Origin of the sequence: Pseudomonas abietaniphila (assembly GCF_039697315.1) — a bacterium.
In the GTDB taxonomy this organism is placed as follows: Bacteria; Pseudomonadota; Gammaproteobacteria; order Pseudomonadales; family Pseudomonadaceae; genus Aquipseudomonas; species Aquipseudomonas abietaniphila_B.
In genome coordinates, this window is record NZ_CP155619.1 from 6,240,772 (window position 1) to 6,261,544 (window position 20,773).

General features: G+C 59.9%; 19 protein-coding genes and 1 pseudogene. 12 read left to right on the forward strand and 8 right to left on the reverse strand.

Going from position 1 to position 20,773, the window contains the following annotated elements; translation table 11 throughout:
- The first annotated feature begins 165 nt into the window (after positions 1-165).
- The 6 genes from ABDX87_RS27565 to ABDX87_RS27590 all read left to right on the forward strand — a co-directional run bounded on the left by ABDX87_RS27565 (position 166) and on the right by ABDX87_RS27590 (position 8,817).
- The gene (locus ABDX87_RS27565) at positions 166-1,587 is read left to right on the forward strand and encodes an ATPase domain-containing protein (RefSeq protein WP_346830737.1); all 1,422 of its coding nucleotides are present in this window, start codon (positions 166-168) and stop codon (positions 1,585-1,587) included.
- 51 nt (positions 1,588-1,638) lie between these two features.
- Positions 1,639-2,007 carry a response regulator gene (locus ABDX87_RS27570; RefSeq protein WP_346830738.1) on the forward strand — a complete coding sequence of 123 codons (369 nt, stop codon included), beginning with the start codon at positions 1,639-1,641 and terminating at the stop codon, positions 2,005-2,007.
- 148 nt (positions 2,008-2,155) lie between these two features.
- Complete coding sequence (locus tag ABDX87_RS27575) at positions 2,156-2,437, forward strand: DUF1652 domain-containing protein (protein ID WP_346830739.1); 282 nt, start codon at positions 2,156-2,158, stop codon at positions 2,435-2,437.
- Between the two features lie 513 nt (positions 2,438-2,950).
- On the forward strand, positions 2,951-6,160 hold the full coding sequence (locus ABDX87_RS27580; RefSeq protein ID WP_346830740.1) for an efflux RND transporter permease subunit: 3,210 nt from the start codon (positions 2,951-2,953) through the stop codon (positions 6,158-6,160).
- 1 nt (position 6,161) lies between these two features.
- Complete coding sequence (locus ABDX87_RS27585; RefSeq protein ID WP_346830741.1) at positions 6,162-7,367, forward strand: efflux RND transporter periplasmic adaptor subunit; 1,206 nt, start codon at positions 6,162-6,164, stop codon at positions 7,365-7,367.
- On the forward strand, positions 7,360-8,817 hold the full coding sequence (locus ABDX87_RS27590; RefSeq protein WP_346830742.1) for an efflux transporter outer membrane subunit: 1,458 nt from the start codon (positions 7,360-7,362) through the stop codon (positions 8,815-8,817). The genes ABDX87_RS27585 and ABDX87_RS27590 overlap by 8 nt, the downstream gene beginning before the upstream one ends.
- 97 nt (positions 8,818-8,914) lie before the next feature.
- On the opposite strand, the gene ABDX87_RS27595 is transcribed toward ABDX87_RS27590, so the two are convergent.
- Positions 8,915-9,793 (reverse strand): NmrA family NAD(P)-binding protein, encoded by an 879-nt coding sequence (locus ABDX87_RS27595; RefSeq protein ID WP_346830743.1) that lies wholly within the window; start codon positions 9,791-9,793, stop codon positions 8,915-8,917.
- 122 nt (positions 9,794-9,915) lie between these two features.
- Here ABDX87_RS27595 and ABDX87_RS27600 point away from each other — a divergent pair, with 122 nt between their 5' ends.
- A complete protein-coding gene (locus ABDX87_RS27600; RefSeq protein ID WP_346830744.1) occupies positions 9,916-10,494 on the forward strand; it encodes a TetR/AcrR family transcriptional regulator in 579 nt (192 codons plus the stop codon).
- Here ABDX87_RS27600 and ABDX87_RS27605 read toward each other — a convergent pair.
- From ABDX87_RS27605 to ABDX87_RS27615, 4 genes and pseudogenes are all read right to left on the reverse strand, one after another.
- Positions 10,484-11,515 carry a methyl-accepting chemotaxis protein gene (locus tag ABDX87_RS27605; RefSeq protein ID WP_431061289.1) on the reverse strand — a complete coding sequence of 344 codons (1,032 nt, stop codon included), beginning with the start codon at positions 11,513-11,515 and terminating at the stop codon, positions 10,484-10,486. The genes ABDX87_RS27600 and ABDX87_RS27605 overlap by 11 nt on opposite strands.
- Positions 11,516-11,767: 252 nt before the next feature.
- Positions 11,768-12,049, reverse strand: a pseudogene (locus ABDX87_RS29380) (PAS domain-containing protein); the annotation flags it as partial.
- 126 nt (positions 12,050-12,175) lie between these two features.
- Positions 12,176-12,403, reverse strand: a complete 228-nt coding sequence (locus tag ABDX87_RS27610; RefSeq protein WP_074750718.1) for a hypothetical protein — start codon at positions 12,401-12,403, stop codon at positions 12,176-12,178.
- A gap of 261 nt (positions 12,404-12,664) precedes the next feature.
- Complete coding sequence (locus ABDX87_RS27615) at positions 12,665-13,441, reverse strand: FadR/GntR family transcriptional regulator (protein WP_346830746.1); 777 nt, start codon at positions 13,439-13,441, stop codon at positions 12,665-12,667.
- A 199-nt stretch (positions 13,442-13,640) separates the two neighbouring features.
- On the opposite strand from ABDX87_RS27615, the gene ABDX87_RS27620 reads away from it, so the two are divergent.
- The 3 genes from ABDX87_RS27620 (at position 13,641) to ABDX87_RS27630 (ending at position 16,645) form a co-directional block, all read left to right on the forward strand.
- Positions 13,641-14,951, forward strand: a complete 1,311-nt coding sequence (locus ABDX87_RS27620) for an MFS transporter (RefSeq protein WP_346830747.1) — start codon at positions 13,641-13,643, stop codon at positions 14,949-14,951.
- Between the two features lie 16 nt (positions 14,952-14,967).
- Positions 14,968-15,948, forward strand: a complete 981-nt coding sequence (gene denD, locus ABDX87_RS27625) for a D-erythronate dehydrogenase (RefSeq protein ID WP_346830748.1) — start codon at positions 14,968-14,970, stop codon at positions 15,946-15,948.
- Between the two features lie 148 nt (positions 15,949-16,096).
- A complete protein-coding gene (locus ABDX87_RS27630; protein ID WP_074750725.1) occupies positions 16,097-16,645 on the forward strand; it encodes a cupin domain-containing protein in 549 nt (182 codons plus the stop codon).
- A 225-nt stretch (positions 16,646-16,870) separates the two neighbouring features.
- Here ABDX87_RS27630 and ABDX87_RS27635 read toward each other — a convergent pair whose 3' ends face one another.
- Entirely contained in the window at positions 16,871-17,233 is a 363-nt protein-coding gene (locus tag ABDX87_RS27635; RefSeq protein ID WP_346830749.1) for a winged helix-turn-helix domain-containing protein, read from the reverse strand.
- Positions 17,234-17,518: 285 nt separating this feature from the next.
- On the opposite strand from ABDX87_RS27635, the gene ABDX87_RS27640 reads away from it, so the two are divergent.
- Positions 17,519-17,797, forward strand: coding sequence for a DUF2790 domain-containing protein (locus ABDX87_RS27640; protein WP_346830750.1), 279 nt, complete (start codon positions 17,519-17,521; stop codon positions 17,795-17,797).
- 250 nt (positions 17,798-18,047) lie between these two features.
- Positions 18,048-18,734 carry a dihydrofolate reductase family protein gene (locus tag ABDX87_RS27645; protein WP_346830751.1) on the forward strand — a complete coding sequence of 229 codons (687 nt, stop codon included), beginning with the start codon at positions 18,048-18,050 and terminating at the stop codon, positions 18,732-18,734.
- Positions 18,735-18,820: 86 nt separating this feature from the next.
- Here the strand turns inward: ABDX87_RS27645 and ABDX87_RS27650 are convergent, their stop codons facing one another.
- Positions 18,821-20,056 (reverse strand): Zn-dependent hydrolase, encoded by a 1,236-nt coding sequence (locus tag ABDX87_RS27650; protein WP_346830752.1) that lies wholly within the window; start codon positions 20,054-20,056, stop codon positions 18,821-18,823.
- On the reverse strand, positions 20,053-20,544 hold the full coding sequence (locus tag ABDX87_RS27655; RefSeq protein ID WP_346830753.1) for an L-2-amino-thiazoline-4-carboxylic acid hydrolase: 492 nt from the start codon (positions 20,542-20,544) through the stop codon (positions 20,053-20,055). The genes ABDX87_RS27650 and ABDX87_RS27655 overlap by 4 nt, the downstream gene beginning before the upstream one ends.
- Positions 20,545-20,773 lie beyond the last annotated feature (229 nt).

A 20,773-nucleotide genomic window follows, 5' to 3' on the forward strand; every position in this document is an offset into this window, starting at 1 on the left:
CCCAGCGGCGAACGTAATAATCATTTGAGATGTGCGTGGTAACTGCATGTCATTCCTGATAATTGTGCTTGGAATGCGCGGTTAAACCCTGAAGAATGCGCCTTTTTATCGCGCGCGTTGGTCGCGCGAATTACCACGCTGATAACCCCAGCGGAGGAAGCGAATTTGAACCAGCTAAAACGCCTTCAGAGTGGCATTGAGGGACTGGATGAGTTACTGAAGGGCGGTTTCGTCGCCGGATCGTCGTACATCATTCAGGGGCGTCCGGGCTCGGGCAAAACCATCCTGGCCAACCAGATCGGCTTCAATCACGCGCGCGCGGGTGGACGGGTGCTGTTCGCCACGCTGCTCGCCGAACCGCACGAGCGTCTGTTTCAGTTTCTGTCGACCTTGAGTTTTTTCGACAAAGACAAGATCGGTGATCAGATCCAGTTCGTCAGCGCGTTCGACACGATGGAAAACGACGGCTTGGATGAAGTGGTCAAGCTGTTGCGCCGGGAAATCGTGCGCCAGAAGTCCACGGTGATGATTCTCGACGGTCTGCTGAACGCTCGGTCCAGGGCGGACTCGCCGCTCAATACCAAACGGTTTATCTCTGAGCTGCAAGGCCACGCCGCCTTCGCCGGCTGCACGGTGTTCTTTCTGACCAGTTCGCAACTGGATGATGGCAGTCCTGAGCACACCATGGTCGACGGTGTACTGGAATTGGGCGAAGAGCTGGTCGGGACCAAATCGATCCGCCGCATCAAGATGCGCAAGACGCGCGGCAGCGGCGCCCTTGCCGGGGCGCATGAGTGCGAGATTACGGAAGACGGGCTGGTGGTCTATCCGCGGCTGGAAAGTACCCTGACCGATTCGGCCATGCGTGACAGCGACCATTGCTCACTCGTGCCAAGCGGTCTGCCGTCACTCGATCCGCTGATCGGCGGAGGGTTGGTGACATCTTCCTCTACGTTGATCATCGGGCCTTCCGGGTCGGGCAAGACATCGTTTGGTATCCGTTTTCTGGGGCAGTCGACGGTGGACGCGCCAGGTCTGCATTTCGGCTTCTACGAGTCCCCGCAACGCCTGCGCATGAAGGCCGCGTCGCTGGGGCTGGATTTCGACAGCATGGAACGGTCCGGCGCTTTGACCCTCCTGTGGAAATCGACGGGTGCCGGTTTGATCGACAAAATGGCCCTCGAACTGCTGCGCGTGGTCGAAGAGAAGTCCATCAAGCGGGTCTTTCTCGACAGCCTGGGCGGAATGGCAAGGGTGGCGGCCGACACATCTCGCTTGCAGGGCCTGTTCACATCGCTGATGGGCGAGCTGCGGGCGCGTGATGTCACCGTGTTGGCGTCCTGGGAGGTGCAGAGTCTGTTAGGTGGGGAGATCAATGCGCCGGCGCCCGACATGTCCAGCATCGTCGACAATCTTTTACTTCTGCGTTTCCTCCAGCAAACGGCTGAACTTAAACGCCAATTATCCATTCTTAAAATCAGGGACAATCCCTACGATCCTTCGCTGCTGGAAGTCACCATCAGTGATCAGGGTCTTGACGTGAAAAAGGCTCATTTCCATGCCCTTGGCGACTCCCGTAACGCGTAGACACCGCGGTCGCCAATACGCTCGCGATGTGTCGAGCGGACCGAGGGCCCTATGACCACGATATTGATCGTCGACGACGAGTACCTGATTGCCGACATCCTGAGCTTTGCGCTCGAGGATGAGGGCTATCTCACCGTGACCGCCGGCAGCGGTCAGAGAGCGTTGAGCATTCTCGACCGGGAAAAGCCGCAATTGATTATCACCGACTACATGATGCCGGGCATGAACGGTATCGAGTTAGCCGAGGCCGTGCGGGCGCACAAGACGCTGGGGCAATTACCCATGATCTTGATGAGTGGCGCCCAGGCGCATCTGGGTGTGGCTCGCCCCGATCTGTTTGTGGATGTCTTCGACAAACCCTTCGAGATCCAGGCGGTGCTGTCCAGGGTCAAATCGCTGCTCGGCCCCGGCGTCGCCTGATCCCTTGGATGTCCAATCAATGAGTTGATCATCAGCGACCGTCTCCCCGCGGGCGCTTTAGTACGCGCTCGTCCGGATGAACGAAAATACCCGGAATCTCACAGAGGACCCAGAGTCGAGAGTTCATAACACCTAAAAGGAATGCACCATGATCTCCTCACTTGAACTCTGCCAAATCATCGAATCCTCATTCCTGCCCGCCAGATGCCAATGCTCGGTGGACGCAAGAGGGCTCATGTCTATCCAGTTGTATACCTCAGTCAGCGGGCATGCCGACTTCATGGCCACGGGCATCGAGGTGGCGACGCTCAATACCAGCCGAAGCATCGCCTCGCTGATCACCGGTCTTAAAGAAGACCTTCGACTGCGTTCATTGAGCGGCGGGTCGGCGCAGGGGATGGACCGCAGAGCGACTACGTTCGGCGGTTAGACGGCTCAGGCGACTGCCACGCAGACGATCATCCTCTTTCTCGGCCTCACCGATGCGCCTACCGCGACGGTGAATGGCCTGCCGTGGCACCGAAACCGTTCAATCGGGCGGAGCGTGTACGCACGCGCCCTTGTATGTTGTTTGTGGGTGAATCCATGCGCTGCGGCCCGACTATCGATCAACGTGCCCGGCCGCCGTTCTCTTGAATCTCCAGACGTTTAAGCCCTCAACAACCCATTGAACCGGTCACGGCTTCGACAGGGATGCGGTCATGCGCCTGCATTCACGGCGCGTCGTCAATAGCCACTGCTGAAAAACACTTTGTCCGCCGCGCGCGGAAAAAATACTGGCATATACCTCTTAATCTGAATATCGTGGCATATGCCACCTTTTCGGATGGGCGTCGTCGACTGTTTCGACCTGGATGTCGGTGAGGCCTCAACCGGGGGTTTGAACGGGTTGGGCCACGTACCACCGATTTTTTGATGTTCAACGCTTGTCTGGATACTTCCCATGCTTGGCCTTGTACGCGTTGCTTTGAGACGACCGTATACGTTCGTCGTGCTCGCCATCCTGATTCTGATCATCGGGCCGCTCACGGCCTTACGCACACCCACTGATATTTTTCCGGAGATTCGCATCCCGGTCATCGCGGTCATCTGGCAGTACACCGGCCTTGCGCCGGATCAGATGGCAGGGCGAGTCACCTCGCCGTTTGAGCGGGTGCTGACCACCACGGTCAACGACATCCGCCACATTGAAGCGCAGTCGCTCAACGGCTTCGGCATCGTCAAGGTGTTCTTCCAGCCGGGCGTCAACATCAGCACCGCCAACGCGCAGCTGACCTCTGTCGCTCAGGCGATTTTGCGTAACCTGCCGCCCGGCACGGTGCCGCCGTTGATCCTCAACTACAGCGCCTCGACCGTGCCCATCGTTCAGTTGGCATTGTCGGGCAAAGACCTCAGCGAGCAGAAACTTGGCGACCTGGGCCTCAACACGGTGCGGTTGATGCTGACCACCGTGCCGGGCGCTGCGCTGCCGTACCCGTTCGGCGGCAAGACTCGTCAGGTGCAGATTGACCTCGACCCTGCGCAAATGCAGGCCCGAGGCTTGTCGGCGCAAGACGTTGCGAACGCACTGGCCACGCAAAACCAGATCACCCCGGTGGGTACCGAGAAAATTGGCAGCTTTGAATACATGCTGCAGTTGAACAACTCGCCGGTCGCTTTCAAGGACCTGGAAGACTTGCCGATCAAGACCGCCAACGGCACCACGGTGTTGATCCGTGACGTCGGCACGGTGAAGGACGGCAACCCGCCACAAAGCAACATCGTGCACGTGAACGGCAATCGTTCGGTGTTGATTCCGGTATTGAAAACGGGGTCAGCATCGACGCTGGGCGTCATCGCCGGGATCAAGGACAAGCTTGCCGACTCCAAGGCGCAGCTGCCGGAAAACCTGAACATCGATTTGATCGGCGACCAGTCGTTGTTCGTCCGTGCCGCCATCAGCGGTGTCGCACGGGAAGGGCTGATCGCGGCCGCGTTGACCAGTCTGATGATCCTGCTGTTCCTTGGCAGCTGGCGTTCCACGGTGATAATCGCGGTGTCGATCCCGTTGGCGATTCTCTCGTCCATTACGGCGCTGTCGGCGCTCGGAGAGACACTCAACATCATGACCCTGGGAGGGTTGGCGCTGGCCGTGGGTATCCTGGTGGACGATGCCACCGTGACTATCGAGAACATCAACTGGCATCTGGAGCAGGGGAAACAGGTCGAGGCGGCAATCATGGATGGGGCGGCGCAGATCGTGACGCCAGCGTTTGTTTCGCTGCTGTGTATCTGCATCGTGTTCGTGCCGATGTTTTTCCTGGACGGTGTTGCCCGCTTCCTGTTCGTGCCAATGGCCGAAGCAGTGATCTTCGCCATGATTGCCTCGTTCATCCTGTCGCGAACGCTGGTGCCGACCATGGCCAACTTCCTGCTCAAACCGCACGCGCCGGGTGAGGAACATGGCGAAAAACCGGTCAGTCGCAACCCGCTGGTGCGCTTCCAGCGCGGGTTTGAAGCGCGGTTCGAGCGGGTTCGCGAGGGTTATCACGGCATGCTGGAAACCGCGCTGGAACATCGCCGGTCCGTCATGATCGCGATCTTCGCATTCGTCATCGCCTCGTTCGCGCTGGTGCCGTTTCTGGGCCGTAATTTTTTCCCGGCGGTCGACTCCGGGCAGATCCTGATGCACGTTCGTGCGCCGGTGGGCATGCGTGTGGAAAGCACGGCACGCATGATCACTGACGTGGAAAACACCATTCGGCGCGTGATTGAGCCGTCGGAACTCAAGGCGGTGGTGGACAACATCGGTCTGGCGGTCAGCGGCATCAACGCCGCCTACAACAACACCGGTACGGTGGGGTCGCAGGACAGCGACATTCAGATCAGCCTCAACGAGGACCACAAACCCACGGCGGACTACATTCGCCAGTTGCGCGAGCAATTGCCCCGCGAATTCCCCAACGCCGTCTTCTCGTTCCCGCCCGCAGATATTGTCGGGCAGATCCTGAACTTCGGTTCTTCGGCGCCGGTGGACGTGCAGATTGCCGGCAACAATCTGCCTGCCAACTTCGCCTATGCCAACACCTTGCTGCGCGAGATCCGGCGTGTCCCGGGCGTTGCCGACGCGCGCATCCAGCAGTCCCAGCAATTGCCGACGTTCAAAATCAACGTCGACCGCACCCGAGCGCAACTGGTGGGCATCAGCGAACGCGACATCACCAACAGCCTGGTCGTCAACTTCGCCGGTTCAAGCCAGGTTGCGCCGACGTTCTGGCTGAACACCGCCAACGGGGTGTCCTATCCGATCGTGTTGCAAACCCCGCAGTACAGCCTCGATTCGCTGGCACAGTTGCATAACCTGCCGCTGACGTCGGCCGTAGCGCCCGGATCGGCGGGAGCGGGGCAGATTCTGGGTGGCCTGGCGTCGGTGGAACGCACCCACAGCAACTCGGTGGTGAGCCAGTCCGATATCCAGCCGGTAGTGGAGGTGTTGACGTCGATACAAGGCCGGGATCTGGGGGGCGTGGCCGCTGAGATCCAGAAGATTCTCGCGGCGCACGCCAGTGAGATTCCCAAAGGCTCGAAGGTCACTCTGCAAGGGCAGGCGACCACGATGAACAACGCCTTCAGCGGCATGTTGTTTGGCCTGCTTGGCGCGGTGGTGCTGATCTACCTGTTGATCGTCGTCAACTTCCAGTCCTGGAGTGACCCGTTCGTGATCATTACCGCGTTGCCAGCGGCCCTGGCCGGGATTGTCTGGATGCTGTTCCTGACGCACACGCCGCTGTCGGTGCCCGCGCTGACGGGGGCGATCATGTGCATGGGTGTGGCCACTGCCAACGCCATTCTGGTCGTCAGCTTTTGCCGGGAGCGGCTGGCCGAGCACGGAAATCCCGTGCTGGCCGCGCTGGAGGGCGGATTCACCCGATTCCGTCCGGTTCTGATGACCGCCATTTCGATGATCATCGGCATGGCACCGATGGCGTTGAGCCTGGGCGAGGGTGGCGAGCAGAACGCGCCGCTCGGCCGCGCGGTCATTGGCGGCTTGAGTTTTGCCACGGTCGCCACGCTGTTCCTGGTGCCCATCATCTTCAGTCTTGTCCACGCACGCGATGCTCGTTCACGCGACCGCCACGCCACCGTGCAGACCAACGCAACACAAGGGTTTTGACATGCTCACTGACACTCCTGTAATCCATCCTCAACCGCGCCGCAGTGCGGGACGCGCAAGGCTCGGCATAGTGGTCGCACTGCTTGTGGTGGTCGCCATTGTCGCGGTCGGTATCGGCGTGCGCGCCAACGAGTCGAAGGACCTGAAGACCTGGACTGACACACAGGCGCTGCCCAGCGTGATTCTGGTCAGCCCGGTCGCAGCCGCCCAAGGTGCCGTGTTGATTCTGCCGGGCCGTCTGGAAGCCTGGTCACGCGCGGCGATCTTCGCCCGCGTCGGGGGCTACCTGAAGTCCTGGAAGGCGGACATTGGTGCGAAGGTCAAGGCCGGCCAGTTGCTTGCCGAAATCGATACACCCGAAGTGGATCAGCAACTGCTCCAGGCGCGCGCCGATCTGGCCGCGGCGAAGGCCAACGCCTCACTGTCCCAGACCAGCGCCAAGCGCTGGCAGGCGATGCTGGCATCGGACTCGGTGTCGAAGCAAGAAGTCGATGAGCGTAACGGTGATCTGGCCGCCAGGCAGGCGCAGGTGATGGCCGCTCAGGCCAACGTCGAGCGACTGACCGCGACCAAGGGCTTTCAGCGCTTGACCGCGCCGTTCGATGGCGTCGTCACCGCGCGTTCGACCGATGTCGGTGCTTTGATCAACGTCGGCAGCGACACCAGCGGTCAGGAGCTGTTCGCGGTATCGGACGTCAGCCGACTGCGTGTTTACGTGCAGGTGCCTCAGTCCTATGCGCCGCAGATCAAGGTCGGCACCAACGCCCGGCTGAGCGTACCCGAATACCCGGGGGAACCCTTCAATGCGACCGTGATTGCGTCGGCCGATTCAGTTAACGCGGCGTCGGGCAGCACGTTGGTTCAGCTTCAAGTCGATAACCCGGCGGGTCGTCTGTTGCCAGGTGCGTACACCAGCGTGCGTTTCGACCTGCCGGTACAGCCCAACGTTGTGCGTTTACCGGCCAGCGCCTTGCAGTTCGATGACCATGGCATGCGCGTCGCGACCCTCGATCAACACGACCATGTGCTGTTCAAGACCGTGACCATTGCCCGTGATTTCGGTGACACCGTGGAGATCGGCTCAGGCGTCACGGCAGCGGATCGTGTCATCGATACGCCGCCGGACGGCCTGAGCGATAACGATTCTGTTCAGGTGTCAAAACCTGCAGCGGCCAACACCGTCGCCGAGGCAAAACCTCATGGTTAAGCACAGCCTGTTGTTCATCGCCATGTTAGGAGTGGGTGCTTGTTCGTTGGCCCCGCATTACACAGTCCCCGAGACACCGGTGCCCGCGCAGTATAAAAACCAGGGCGCCTGGAGTCTGGCGGCGCCGAGCGACCAGATCAGCCGTGACGGATGGTGGCGCGTGTACCGCGATCCGCAACTCGATGCGCTGCAACAGCAGTTGCTGTCAAACAACCCTAATCTGAGTGCGGCGCTGGCGCATTACGCGCAGGCACAGGCGTTCGTGGCGCAGGTCAACTCGGCGCTGTTGCCAACGGTTAAGGGGTTTGGCAACGGCCAGCGCATTCGCCAATCGGATACCCGGCCGCTGCGCTCGACGACCACGGACAACGTCTACAACTCGGGCACGTTGGGGTTGCAGGTCGATTATGAAGTGGACTTGTGGGGCCGTGTACGTGACTCGGTAAACGCAGGAACCGATGAAGCACAGGCCTCGCTGGCTGATCTGGCGTCTGTACGCCTGAGCCTGCAAGCGCAACTGGCGGACAGCTACATACGCTTGCGTGGGCTGGACCAGCAAACCCGGTTGCTTGAGCAAACGACCGAGGCGTTCAGCAAGGCGGTCAACCTGACCCAGGGCCTCCATGATGGCGGCATCGTCTCGGGCCTCGATGTCGCGCGCGCCAACGCGCAGTTGTCGTCGGCCAGATCGCAGCTCAAACAGAACACCGTGCAGCGCGCCTTGCTTGAACACAGCATCGCTGCACTGACCGGCGCGTCGGCGTCCCAGTTCAGCATCAGCCCGTCGACGGATGCATTGCCGCTGGCGGTTGTCCCGACCGGCGTCCCGTCGACGCTGCTGCAGCGCCGGCCAGACATTGCCGCAGCCGAGCGTCGAATCGCAGCTGCAAATGCACGAATCGGCGTCGCACGCAGTGCTTTCTTCCCGACCCTCACGCTGAGCGCGCAGGGCGGTTACCAGAGCGACGAGTTCGCCCACCTGTTGAGCGCACCCAACCTGTTCTGGGCCATTGGCCCGGCGCTGGTTACGACCATTTTCGACGGTGGCCTGCGTCAGGCTCAGGTAGACGCCGCGAAGGCGGCGACGGACGAGGCGGGCGGCAAGTACCGGGCACAGGTGCTGACCGCGTTCGAGCAGGTGGAGGACAACCTGACGATCATCGATGGGCTGGGTTCGGCACTTGAAGATCAGCGTGCCGCCGCCGAAGCGGCGCAGTACAGCGAAAACCTGTCGTTGGCGCGCTACAAACAGGGGGCGGTGGGCTATCTGGACGTTGTGGTCGCACAAACCGCGTCGTTACAGGCACAGCGCAGCGTGATTGATCTGCAGACCCAGCAACTGGCTGCCAGCGTGGGATTGGTTAAAGCGTTGGGAGGAGGCTGGAACTCGACGGACCTGGCTGTTGAAGCAACGTCGAAGAAGGTCGATCCCGCAGCACGGATTCAATGACTGACAAGCGGTGCGCCGGCAGGGCATCGCCTTCGGCCAGAATCAAAGGCCTCCGCCTCTTGGGCAGAACCCGTGGAGGCGGAGGTGAATCAACGACTTACTGGAACAGCGCCTTGTGCTGGGTGACGAATGCCTGAACCGTCATCGGCGACTGACCGGTGACTTCACGGATGATGCTGTCTTCGCCTTCGAAGACGCCGTGTTGGTAATCCTGCGCCACTTCGATCAGGTGCTGTCTGAGGAAGGGCGGCAAACCGGCTTCGGTCATCTCCGCGTCGTATTGCTCAAGGGAAATCGGCACATAGGTGATCGTGCGTCCCAACACTTCGCCCACTGCATCGGCGACACCTTGCTGACTCAGTTCAACAGGCCCATTCAGGTTGTAGGTTTTGCCTGCGTGCGGCTGCGGGTTCATCAGAATGGCGGCGATCAAGCGCGCCTGGTCTTCGGCAGCGATCGGCGCGTGACGACCGTCGCCGAACGGCAGGCGGATCTCGCCACGCTCAACGATATGCTTGCGCCAGTGCGGATAGATCAGCCATTGAGCGAAGTAGGTCGGGCGCAGATGGGTCATTGCCAGACCAGACCAGTCAAAAACGCGCTCGGCCGTGTAGTGGTTCAAAGCGGCATTGCTTTTAGCAACCCGACGCGCCGAGATCTGGGACATATTCACAACGGACTTCACACCCGCTTCTTTCGCAGCGAGGGCAAAACGGGACGATGCTTCGATCAGGCCGGGCGCGATCGAATACACGAAGTAAGCGGTTTCGATGCCTTCCAGTGCCGCACGCAGGGCGTTGAGGTCCTGAAGATCACCGACGACGACTTCGGCGCCCAGTTCGCGCAATGATTGCGCGCGTTGATCGTCGGTGCGAACCAGTGCGCGGACCGGGACGTTTTTTTCGAGCAGCAGTTCGACGGTTTTACGGCCCGTGAAACCGGTTGCGCCGGCGACAAGAATGGTGGCTTGAGACATAAGACGATCCTCTGCAGAACAAACCGCTTGCGCGGTGGGTAGGTTTATATGAAGCTTGTAATCCACATTAGATGGTGGTCGCAATCTAAAGTCAACGGGTCGCCGGATCAAAGGTGAGTTCGATGCGTAAAACCAAACTGGAAACCGCGGCAACGCGGGTAAAAATCGTCGAGGCCGCACGAGCGGAATTCCGTCGGCATGGCATCAATGGCAGCGGGCTGACCGGATTGATGGCCGCAGCAGGTCTGACACAGGGAGGTTTTTACAAACACTTTGAGTCCAAAGCGCAGCTGGTCGCCGAAACCACAGAGGCGGCAGTGGATGACCAGGTCGAGCAACTGCGGCACATGGCTGAGCATGCGGGCGCGCAGCGTGCATTCAAGGCTTCGGTAGACGGCTACTTGTGTGCTGAACACCGCGACGGCGAAGCCGGTTGCCCGTATGCCGCGCTGGGCAGCGAGCTGGCCCGAGGCGACGAACAGGTGAGGGCGGTTGCAGTGGACGGCTTCGAACGAATGATCGAGCTGTTGTCAGGGCAACTGAGTGCGACGGCGGCATCGTCCACCCGGGATCAGGCACTGCTGGCCATGTGCGCGATGATGGGCGCGCTGACGGTGTCGAGGATGGCCAAAGGCGAGCCGCTGTCTGAGGAAGTGCTCGCCGTGGTCAATCGTCAACTGGTGGACCGCCTCACCGGTTGAAACGCTCCGCCAGGCTATGAAGGTAGTGGGCCATTTGCTCGAGTTCGCGGCTGATGGTTGAACCCTGTTGGGCCTGGCCCGCGCTCTGATCGCAGAGTTGGGCAATCCGGTTGATCTGCTGGTTGATGCTCTCGGCCACGTGGGTCTGTTCTTCGGACGCCGACGCCATTTGCTGGCTCATGCCGGTGATCCGTGTCACCGCCTGGCTTATCCCGCTCAACGCCTGCTGCACGGCCTCGACACTGGTCACGCTTTCCTGAGACATCGCTTGGCCTCGACTCGCTGTGGCCACAGCTCGGGAGGCGCCTTCGCGCAGTTCGCCGATGATCCCTTGTATCTGCTCGGTAGAGGTTTGCGTGCGGGACGCCAGCGAGCGCACCTCGTCGGCGACCACGGCGAAGCCACGACCCTGTTCGCCGGCCCTCGCGGCTTCGATGGCAGCATTGAGCGCCAGCAGATTGGTTTGCTGGGCGATGGAATTGATGACGTCAACCACACTGCCGATGGACTGGGTCGCGGTCGCGAGCTCACCTACGGCCTCGCCGATCTCCGTGACCGAGTTGGCCATGTGCCGAATGGCCAACAGGCTGTCGTCGGCCAACCCGCGGCCCTGTTGCGCCAGTGTGTCGGCCTCAAGCGCAGCGTGCGCGGTGTTTTGAACGTTATGGGTGACTTCCTGGATGGTCGCCGCCATCTGGGTGATTGCAGTCGCTGACTGATCGGTTTCATTTCGCTGCTGATCCAGCGCTTCCGCCTGAAGCAACGACAGGCTGGCTGACTGCCCGGCGCGCTGCTTGACGCCTTCGCCCGCATCGACCAGGCGGGTCAAGGCCGTCTGCAAGCGCGCTTCTTCACTGAGCATTGCCAGGTCGAGTTGCGCCTGCGGACCGCGGTTATCACTGTAGGTGAGCGCGATCAACGGATCGGTGAAGGCTTTCGGGTGGTCGCTGAGTATCGTCTTGAGCGTCCGGTTCTGACGGAGTTCCAGCGTCGCACTCAGCGCGATCAGGGTAATCAGCATCACGGCAAACGAAGCGTGGTCGGCCAGCAGGTAATTGCACAGTCCCAACACGATGGCGGCAATGATCAGTGGCAGTTGGCGCAGCAGGTAATAGCGGGCCGTGCTGACGGACGATACCGCGGATTTGCCTGCCCGAAGCCGCGCATACAAGGCTTCGGCGCGGCGGACCTGGTCACGGGTGGGCAAAGAGCGCACGGATTCATACCCGGCGACCTTACCGTCCTCGTACACCGCGGTAACGTAGGCGCTGACCCAATAGTAGTCGCCATTCTTGCTGCGGTTTTTCACCACGCCCATCCAGGGTTTGCCTTGCTTGATGGTCTCCCACATGTGGGCGAACACGGACGGTGGCATGTCAGGATGGCGGACCAAGTTGTGTGGCTGACCGATCAACTCCTCGCGGGTAAAACCGCTGAGGGTGACAAAGGCGTCATTGCAGTAGGTGATATGGCTGCTGAGGTCAGTGGTGGAGATGAGGCGCTCGCTGGCGGCAAAGGTACGTTCCTGCTGTGTGACGGGCATGTTCAAACGCATAAGATCACTCTTCCCTGAATAACCGACTTAGTGCCTGCCAGTAGGTGTAGCACAACATTTCCAACTGCAAGGCCATCGCGTGCAGCGGGCATCCGTTCCCGCTTGCAGCGCAGCAGTGGGGCGACGTCAGTTGCCGTCGGCGACCTTTCTTTCGATTTCGGCCGTTTTGCGATTGAGGTCCTCGACTTCCTGCTCTTTGACCCTGTTCGAGGACGGGGTGATGACTTCATCCACAGCGCGGGTGTCGTCATCAGGGTCTTGCAGATCGCGCTCGACCACGTTGACCGGCTTGCCGGACGCGTCGGTGGGCGGTGCATCCGGTTGAACGTGTGGGGTGCGGTCGTCATTGCTCATGTCGTTATCCTCCGGTGACATGCTGGTTGGATAACGGGGGAGGACGCGAGTTCGGGGTTTTTGCGAGATACCGGCCTGGCGCGGTAACGTCAAACGGCGGGCATAAAAAAGCCCGCTGGGGAGAACGGGCTTAAAGAGGATCAAAAGGAGTAGGTGCAGACTGACCCTTGTGGCGTGAATATTTTGTGAAAATGGATTTATAACTAATTCCCATTTAGGAGTAAGCGACGAACGGTCAAACGTCTCTGATGAAGATCTGGATCACGAAGTTCGGGCACCAGGGTTTTGCCAGAACGCCGGATCGGCACTCTTCAACCGTTCCACCGCATTGTTGATGTGGCTCAGCGCCGCATGTCGCGCGGCCTCGGGATCGCACGCTGCAATGGCGGTGTAAATCGCGAAATGTTCGACGCGCACGGTTTTGGCCATGTCCCGACGGCGTTCTTCGTTCGAGCGGGTGATGCGGATTGCCTCCTTGACGAACTGACCGATGAATTCGTGAAGGGAAGGGTAGAGCGGGTTGCCCGTGGCGTGGGACACCGACAGGTGAAAGGCCAGGTCCTCTTCTACGCCGTCACGTCCTTCGTGTTCGGCCAGATCGATGGCCTTCAGCGCGCGTTCAATCGCCTCCAGTTGCGCAGCGCTGTGCCGTTGCGCGGCCAGCGCCGCCGCTTCGCCTTCGATACCGCGCCTCAATTCCGTGACCCGCAACACGGCCTCGATCGAGCCGGTCACATCCAGATCAAGGGTGAACGCCTTGATGTGCGCACCTTCACAGACGACGGTGCCGCTGCCCTGGCGCACCTCGACGAGGCCCGCCGACTTGAGCCTTGAAATGGCTTCGCGAATCACCGTGCGGCTGACGCCATAGCGCTCGGACAGCACCGGCTCCGTCGGCAAACGCGAACCGGGCAGGGCTTCCCCGCTGGCAATGTGGGCTTTCAGCGCCGCAGTAACCTGATCGGCCAGCGTGCCCTTGGAGGCATCTTTCAAACTGGCCGGGGTGTTCGGTAACGAGGAAGGAGCGGGCTGGACCATAACAATCTCGTGCGTCAAATCAGAGAACGTTACTGCATTTTACGCACGACGTCCCGTGTCACAGACGCCTTGAATTCGTATGACGTATTATGTAACTTGTTTTTTCCGAACACGGCGCTCTGTGCCGATTCGTACGTCGCTGTAACGCTTGGTTCTACCCACAGACACCCCACTACAAAAACAAAGGGATGGGAAAGAGATGAGTGAATCACTGGCTCAAGACGCCGGCATTCCGGTTGTCGACGCTTCAGAAGACGCGGCTTATCGCAAAGCCGCCTGGCGGATTCTGCCGCTGTTGTTGCTGTGTTATCTGCTGGCCTACCTGGACCGGGTCAACGTCGGCTTCGCCAAGCTGCAAATGTCCGATGACCTGCATTTTTCCGAAGCGGTCTACGGCCTGGGCGCCGGGATCTTCTTCATTGCGTACTTCCTCGTGGAAATCCCCAGCAACCTGATCCTGCACAAAGTCGGGGCACGGTTGTGGATCGCTCGCATCATGATCAGTTGGGGTGTGATCTCCTCGTGCATGGCCTTCGTGACCACGCCGACCTCGTTCTACGTGATGCGTTTTCTGCTGGGGTTGGCGGAAGCCGGTTTCTATCCCGGCGTCATCCTTTACCTGTCGTACTGGTTCCCGACGCACCGCCGCGGAAAGATGTTCGCGATGTTCGCCACGGCAGTCCCTTTGTCCGGTCTGATCGGCGCGCCGCTGTCGGGCTGGTTGATGACCGCGTTCAACGGCGCCCATGGCTATGCCGGTTGGCAGTGGCTGTTTTTCATAGAGGGGTTGCCTTCGATTGCCGTTGGTATCCTGGTGATCTTCTGCCTCAGTGACCGGATCTCCCATGCCGGCTGGTTGACCCAGGCGCAAAAGACGCTGCTGCAGTCGCGCATTGATGCCGAAACAGACGGGCATGTCGCTCATAGCGTTCGAGAAGTGTTTCTCCAGCCACGCATGTGGCTGCTGACCGGCATCTACTTCTGCCTGATCGCCGGTTTTTACACGGTAGGTTTCTGGCTGCCGACCCTGGTCCGTCAAGCGGGCGTGACGGATCTTCTGCAGATCGGCCTGCTGACGGCGATCCCTTACGGCGCGGCTGTTGCCACCATGGTTCTGGTCTCGCGCAACGCCGATCGACTGCGTGAGCGTCGCTGGCACCTGGCGTTGACGGCCGTGGTCGGTGGTATTGGTCTGATCATCTCCGCGACCTGGAGTGACAATTTCACCGTCTCGATGATTGGCCTGACCCTCGGGGCAATGGGGGCGCTGAGCACTTTGCCGTTGTTCTGGCCGCTGCCGACTGCGTTTCTGGGCGGTACAGCTGCGGCTGCCGGTATCGCACTGATCAACTCGTGCGGCAACCTGGCTGGCTTTGTCTCGCCCTACTTGATGGGCTTTCTCAAGGACATGACGCACAGCACCACCATCGGCATGTACGTCATGGCCAGTGCACTGTTTCTCGGCGCGGCGCTGGTGTTCCGTATCCCCGCCAAACTTGTTAACCGCTGAGCATTAGGAGCCATCCATGAATATTCTCGTGACCGGTGCGGCTGGCTTTTTGGGCCGTCGCCTGATCGAAGCACTCCTGCAGCGCGGCGCGTTGAGCGATCGCCAGGGCGTCAAACAGACCATCCGCCGCATCGTGGCATTCGACGTGGTGCCGCTGAGCGGTATCGAGGATGAACGGGTGCAGGTCGTGTGTGGCGACATCGCCGACCCGCAAGTGCTGGAAGGACTGGTCAGTGCCGAAACGGACAGTGTGTTTCACCTCGCTGCAGTGGTGTCGAGTCAGGCCGAGCAGGATTTCGAGTTGGGCATGCGCATCAACTTCGCCGCCACGCAGAATCTTCTGGAGCGTATCCGCAGCCTGGGACATTGCCCAAAATGGGTGATGACCAGCTCAGTCGCGGTGTTCGGCGGTCAGTTGCCGGCGCAGGTCGAGGACAATCAGGTGTGGGCGCCGCAAAGCTCCTATGGCACTCAAAAAGCGATGAATGATCTGCTGCTTGCCGACTACAGTCGTCGGGGTTTCGTTGACGGGCGCAGCCTGCGCATGCCGACCATCGTTGTGCGGCCCGGCAAGCCCAATATGGCGGCGTCCAGTTTTGCCAGCGGGATCATCCGCGAACCCCTCAACGGACAGGAAAGCGTGTGTCCGGTACCGCTGGATACCCGTTTGTGGCTGATGTCCCCGGCGCAGGCAATCAGCAACCTGATTCACGGTCATGAACTGACAGGCGAGCAATTGAGGGCGGGCAGGGTGATCAACATGCCCGGTCTGTCGATTACCGTCGAGGACATGATCGATGCGTTGCGCCGCACGGCGGGCGATGAGGTGGCCCGCCGCATTCGTCTGGAGCGCAATCCTGCGATCGAGAAAATTGTCGGGTCGTGGCCGGGGTCGTTCACGGCACGTTATGCGAAGGGGCTGGGCTTTACCGCTGACCATGATTTCGCCGACGTGATCGGGCAATTCGTGGCGGAGTACCCGCCGCAAGACCGCTGATTTTCGCGTTTCCAGATGTCGCGTGGCCGTATAGGTTGGGGCGCTTAAACGTGCTCTAATCACCCCCACTCGAACGGGGGAACGGCCTGCAGCGTCATGCTGGGGTGTCCATTCTCCCGATACCCTCCGGTTTTTACATAGGGCTGTCATGGATACGGGGTCACGACTCAAGTTAGTGCGGGAAAGCTACAAGATGTCCCAGCGAGAGCTGGCCAGACGCAGCGGTGTCGCCAACGGCACCATCTCCTTGATTGAACTCAACCGCGTCAGCCCTTCGGTCAGCTCGCTGAAAAAGCTGCTCGAAGGGTTTCCCATGACCCTGGCCGACTTCTTCTCGTTCGACCAGCCTCCGCAGGAACAACGTTATGTCTTCCGCGCAGGCGAGCAACCCGATCTCGGCCGCGACGGCTTGCGCCTGTTGCTGATTGGCGCGTCGGTGCCAAGCCGTCAGATGCGGATGCTGCGCGAGCAATATGCACCTGGCGCAGGTTCGGGGGCTGAACCGATCGTGCATGCGCAAGGTGAGGAGTGCGGGCTGGTCACGCGTGGCACCATTGAGCTGACCGTCGACGGACAGATCAGCATTCTGAATGCCGGCGACGGCTACTACTTCCCGACCACGCTGCCACACAGCTTCCGTAATATCGGTCAGGATGAAGCCGAGATCATCAGCGCTAACACGCCTGCGAACTTTTGAAGGGATGGGCAAGAAAAACGGGCACAAAAAAAGCCGCTATTCCGTTATCTCAGACGGCGTAGCGGCTTGAAGGAGCGGTATCAAATCGGCGGATTTGATGGGTTTGAATGTACCGACTCACGTCACGCCCCGCCAGCCACCGTTTGACAAGACTGTATTTCCAGAAGCGAAACAATACTGTCGATTGACGCGGACAAATAGCGCAGACCTGTCTGCGCGTCGTGGTCAGCGGTGCTCATGTGTCGCGTCTGTTTCAGGGGCATCGTCCACCGCCGCGAGCCGGTATCCCACGCCATGCAGGGTGTGAATCAGCGGCACCTCGAAGCCGACGTCGACGACCTGCCTGATCTCATGAATGCGTGTGGCCACTCCGTTCTTGTTCTTCAGCATCCCGTCGCCCCACAAGACCGCTGCGATTTCAGACTGCGTCACGATGGCCGGGCTTCTGCGCATCAGCAGTGCGAGTACTTCAATGTTGGTGGGATTGAGTCTCAACGGTTTTCCGCCGCGAACCACCTTGCACTGCGTGACGTTGAGGCAAAGGTCTTCGATGGTGAGAATGTCGTGTGTGCTGGGCGGGCGGAACATGCGGGAGTGGTCTCTTGCGAACATTCGATTCGGCAGAGAGCGTACAACCGGTGATGTAAAAAAATAGTCCGGCCAGGGTGAAAGCCGTGTCGCACGGGCAATCCTGAATCAGTGGGCGTCTGCTCATCGTCAGCATTGATAACAGGCGTGCTGCCATCAACCGCCTTGATGCGAACTATCGGATCATGCGATTTCCTTTCGTTTCATCTGGCGACGAAGATAAGTCCCAAGAGCAAACAACATGACAGCTTGCTCACCTAAGTCCCTTATCTTTGGAGATACATCATGAAATATGTACTGTTCGCGGCACTCTCGTTGGCCAGCGTCTATGCCTCCGCTCAAGAGTCGGTCAGTTCGGTGAGCGATGCTCAGGTCAGCGCGCAAACTCAACGCTACAACCAGCATAAAGGGCTGGATGTGTCGAAAGTCATCAGCAGCACAACAGCTCAGGACGTTCAAAAAGTAGACGGCCCGGTCAATGCGCAAATCGTCTACCTCGACAGTGCCGGCGTGAAGCACACCCTTGATTACACCATCCAGGGCTACGGTCGTCAGAACGGGTAACGCGTAAACTGCCTTATGACGTATGAATTGCCTTTCACATGAACGCCGCTTCTACGATGCGGCGTTTTTTTTTGCGTGTTTTCGCAAACGCTGAACCTTTAGCGCCGGGCGGTATCCACTTTTCTCCGGCTGCCGATTCATCCCCGATGACGTTCCAGTTCTCTGCCAGCCGTCAGGCGGTCGCCGGAAAACGATGTGCCCGGGTTAAAACCCGAAGGCATGTACTGTGCAACTGCAGTTGGAGCCCACCATGCAGCCTTATGTCATCTGCCACATGATGTCGTCTCTGGACGGCCACGCACTTACCGACGGCTGGGATCGCCCTTTCAAAAATGCCGCCGGGCAGCTTTATGAAAAGCTGGCCAAGACCTTTGAATTCGACGCATGGATCTGCGGGCGCGTGACCATGCAGGAAGTGGCGCACGACGAAGGCTACCCGACAGGCCTGGCCACATCGCCGATTCCTCGGACGCCCCATTTCGTTGATCGCAACGCTGCCTCCTATGCCATTTCCATCGATCCTCACGGAAAAGTGGGCTGGAAAAACAATCAGGCGCTGGGCTCTCACGTGGTCGAGGTCCTGACCGAAGGCGTTTCGGACGATTACCTGGCGTACTTGCAATCCATCGGGGTGTCCTATCTGTTTGCCGGCAAAACCGATATCGACCTGAAGTACGTTGTCGACACGCTCCACAAGGAGCTGGGTTGCAAGCGCTTGATCGTCGAAGGCGGCCCGCACATCAGTGGTTCGTTCGTGAATGCCGGTCTGGTGGACGAGGTCAGTGTCCTGATTCTGCCGCTGGTGGATGGCCGGGGAGCGCACCCGGCATCCTTCGAGATTTCGCCGAGTGCGTGGAAGCAACCGGTTCACCTGACCCTGGCGTCGGCCGAGGTGCAGGAAGGCGGCGGGGTGTGGTTGCGTTACCGCCGTGGTTGATCGCTGAGCGCGAGGCGCCGCGCAGGTCTCACGTTGATTTGCCGGCGCCTGTCTCAGCGCCGGGCAGTCAACGAGACTGCATCGGGTCAGCGTGCAGCTTTATCCAGCATCGCCAGCAGCAAAACGTTAGCACCGGCTTCGGCCCAGTGAGGGTGAATGTATTCGGCTTCGTTGTGGCTCAAACCGTCGACGCAAGGCACGAAGATCATCGACGTCGGTGCGACCTTGCTGAGGTAGCAGGCGTCGTGGCCAGCGCCTGAAATCATCTTGCGATGGCTGTAACCCAACTCAATGGCGGCCTGCTCGACGCTGTCGATGCAGGCCGCATCGAAGGCTATGGGCGCGTACTGGAAGATCTGTTTTAACTCATGCTGTAACCCGATCTTCTCGGCAATGGCCACCACTTCACGACGCAGCTCCCAGTCGAGGATTTCCAGGACCGCTTCGTCGGGGTGACGGAATTCGACGCTGAACAACACGCGACCCGGCACGACGTTGCGCGAGTTGGGGAATACGTTGACCCAACCCACGGTGGCGCGCCCTTCGTCGCCCTGAGCGACACCCATCGCATTCACCGCTTCGACGACCCGCGACAGGCCGAGCAGGGCGTCCAGCCGATGACTCATCGGCGTTGTACCGGCATGGGCGCTGCGGCCAGTGAGTTCGATTTCGTACCAGCGCTGGCCTTGTGCGCCGGTGACCACGCCAATGGTGATGTCTTCGACTTCTAGAATGGGGCCTTGCTCGATGTGCAGTTCGAAGGCGGCGTGAATCTCGCGCCCGCCCATGGGCTCGGTGCCCACGTAGCCAATATGCTTCAGCGCCTCGCCGATGCTGATGCCCTTGGCGTCGGTGCGGGACAGGCCGTATTCGAGATCAAACACGCCGGTGTAGACGCCAGAAGCGATCATCGCCGGCGCGAAGCGCGAGCCTTCCTCGTTGGTCCAGTTGACCACCTCGATGGCGCGGTCGGTCTGGATGTTGTGATCGTTGAGCGTGCGGATCACTTCAAGGCCTGCGAGTACGCCGTAGATGCCGTCGAACTTGCCACCCGCTGGCTGGGAGTCGCCATGGGAGCCGGTCAGCACCGGTGACAGGCTCTCATCACGGCCAGGGCGGCGGGCGAACATGTTGCCCATGGCGTCGATGCGCAACGTACATCCCGCTTGCGTGGCCCAACGGGCGAACAGGTCACGGCCGACCCGGTCTTCTTCGGTCAGTGCCAGGCGCGAGACCCCGCCTTTGGGCGTGCCGCCAATCTGAGCCATTTCCATCAGTGAATCCCAGAAGCGGGCTGCGTTGATCCGGGGAAAACTTGTCATTGCCCAGGCTCCTGATCCTTGACCTTGTAGCGGAAGTTGCAATGCGTCGCGCCCTGCATGATGGTCTGCGTGCGCGTAAGTTCGACGTTGGGGTCGTAACCGACGATGAACACCTCGTCGCGGTTACAGGACAGCAGATGGCCGATCTCGCCAAGGCCCATCTCGTGGTACATCTCGGCATAGCGGCAGCGGTGCACGTCGTAGTCGTAGTGGGTCGCGTCGCTGGCGATGATTTCCACCTTCAGCGCGTCGTCCTTCTCCCACAATTCTTGCAGCGCTACAAAACCCTCCAGGTTCGGTCCATGGGGTTCGCGGGAAGCGAAGTACTCGCCGGCTTTGACGGCCGCCTGGGAAACAGCTTCGCCAATCACTGCCTGGGCGCTCTCTTTGCCATAGTCGCGCACCAGGATTTCGTAAATCGGCTTGATGATCTCAGCTTCGATTCGCCGCCGGGCCAGGATGCCCAGTTCACCTTCGACAGCGCTCATGTCGGTTCTCCTCGGTTCACGGTCAGAAAAGGGCGGCCCGTTCGATGCGGGATACCCCCTTGTTCTTGCTACAGCAGATGCTTCACGGTTTGCCGGAACGCACACTAGGCAATCATTCTATATTTATCAACTATCAAAAGTTCATAACCCTATAAGGGTAAGTGATTTGCGAATATATGCGCTTTTATAAGCATCATTCTGGGTTGTTCAGGCGGCTTAATTGGTTTTA

Excerpts from the sequence above, each read along its gene's own strand:
- ABDX87_RS27585 (WP_346830741.1), top strand. The coding sequence starts at position 6,162 with ATGCTCACTGACACTCCTGTAATCCATCCTCAACCGCGCCGCAGTGCG.
- ABDX87_RS27570 (WP_346830738.1), top strand. The coding sequence starts at position 1,639 with ATGACCACGATATTGATCGTCGACGACGAGTACCTGATTGCCGACATC.
- ABDX87_RS27640 (WP_346830750.1), top strand. The coding sequence starts at position 17,519 with ATGAAATATGTACTGTTCGCGGCACTCTCGTTGGCCAGCGTCTATGCC.
- ABDX87_RS27635 (WP_346830749.1), bottom strand. The coding sequence starts at position 17,233 with ATGTTCCGCCCGCCCAGCACACACGACATTCTCACCATCGAAGACCTT.
- ABDX87_RS27580 (WP_346830740.1), top strand. The coding sequence starts at position 2,951 with ATGCTTGGCCTTGTACGCGTTGCTTTGAGACGACCGTATACGTTCGTC.
- ABDX87_RS27575 (WP_346830739.1), top strand. The coding sequence starts at position 2,156 with ATGATCTCCTCACTTGAACTCTGCCAAATCATCGAATCCTCATTCCTG.
- ABDX87_RS27650 (WP_346830752.1), bottom strand. The coding sequence starts at position 20,056 with ATGACAAGTTTTCCCCGGATCAACGCAGCCCGCTTCTGGGATTCACTG.
- ABDX87_RS27645 (WP_346830751.1), top strand. The coding sequence starts at position 18,048 with ATGCAGCCTTATGTCATCTGCCACATGATGTCGTCTCTGGACGGCCAC.
- ABDX87_RS27590 (WP_346830742.1), top strand. The coding sequence starts at position 7,360 with ATGGTTAAGCACAGCCTGTTGTTCATCGCCATGTTAGGAGTGGGTGCT.
- ABDX87_RS27600 (WP_346830744.1), top strand. The coding sequence starts at position 9,916 with ATGCGTAAAACCAAACTGGAAACCGCGGCAACGCGGGTAAAAATCGTC.
- denD (WP_346830748.1), top strand. The coding sequence starts at position 14,968 with ATGAATATTCTCGTGACCGGTGCGGCTGGCTTTTTGGGCCGTCGCCTG.
- ABDX87_RS27655 (WP_346830753.1), bottom strand. The coding sequence starts at position 20,544 with ATGAGCGCTGTCGAAGGTGAACTGGGCATCCTGGCCCGGCGGCGAATC.
- ABDX87_RS27595 (WP_346830743.1), bottom strand. The coding sequence starts at position 9,793 with ATGTCTCAAGCCACCATTCTTGTCGCCGGCGCAACCGGTTTCACGGGC.
- ABDX87_RS27630 (WP_074750725.1), top strand. The coding sequence starts at position 16,097 with ATGGATACGGGGTCACGACTCAAGTTAGTGCGGGAAAGCTACAAGATG.
- ABDX87_RS27615 (WP_346830746.1), bottom strand. The coding sequence starts at position 13,441 with ATGGTCCAGCCCGCTCCTTCCTCGTTACCGAACACCCCGGCCAGTTTG.
- ABDX87_RS27605 (WP_431061289.1), bottom strand. The coding sequence starts at position 11,515 with ATGCTGATTACCCTGATCGCGCTGAGTGCGACGCTGGAACTCCGTCAG.
- ABDX87_RS27610 (WP_074750718.1), bottom strand. The coding sequence starts at position 12,403 with ATGAGCAATGACGACCGCACCCCACACGTTCAACCGGATGCACCGCCC.
- ABDX87_RS27620 (WP_346830747.1), top strand. The coding sequence starts at position 13,641 with ATGAGTGAATCACTGGCTCAAGACGCCGGCATTCCGGTTGTCGACGCT.